The sequence below is a fragment of the Belnapia mucosa genome (assembly GCF_016775475.1).
Lineage (GTDB): Bacteria > Pseudomonadota > Alphaproteobacteria > Acetobacterales > Acetobacteraceae > Belnapia > Belnapia mucosa.
Genome location: NZ_JAEUXJ010000152.1, coordinates 1 through 234, shown reverse-complemented (window position 1 = coordinate 234; position 234 = coordinate 1). Strand labels below are relative to the sequence as shown.

The 234-nt window shown below is 71.4% G+C and carries 1 protein-coding gene; it reads left to right on the top strand.

What is annotated here, in order from left to right; translation table 11 throughout:
* On the top strand, window positions 1–234 hold a 234-nt coding region (locus tag JMJ55_RS30730; RefSeq protein ID WP_202829384.1), incomplete at both ends, for an alkaline phosphatase PhoX.

The window sequence follows — 234 nt, the reverse complement described above, 5'->3', positions numbered from 1 at the left end:
CCGATGCCCCACCCTTCGACCCGGCGGCGCAGACCGCCGCCGCCCAGGCGCAGCAATTCGGCTACAACAACGCCTATCTCGACTTCTTCCCCCGGCCCCGCGGCTCGGCGAGCAGCGATCACGGGCTGCTGGTGGTGAACCACGAATACACCAACACCACCCTGATCTTCCCCGGGCTCGGCGCCGGCCGGAGCGCGGCGCAGAAGGCGAGCGCCGAGCAGTCGGCGGTGGAGC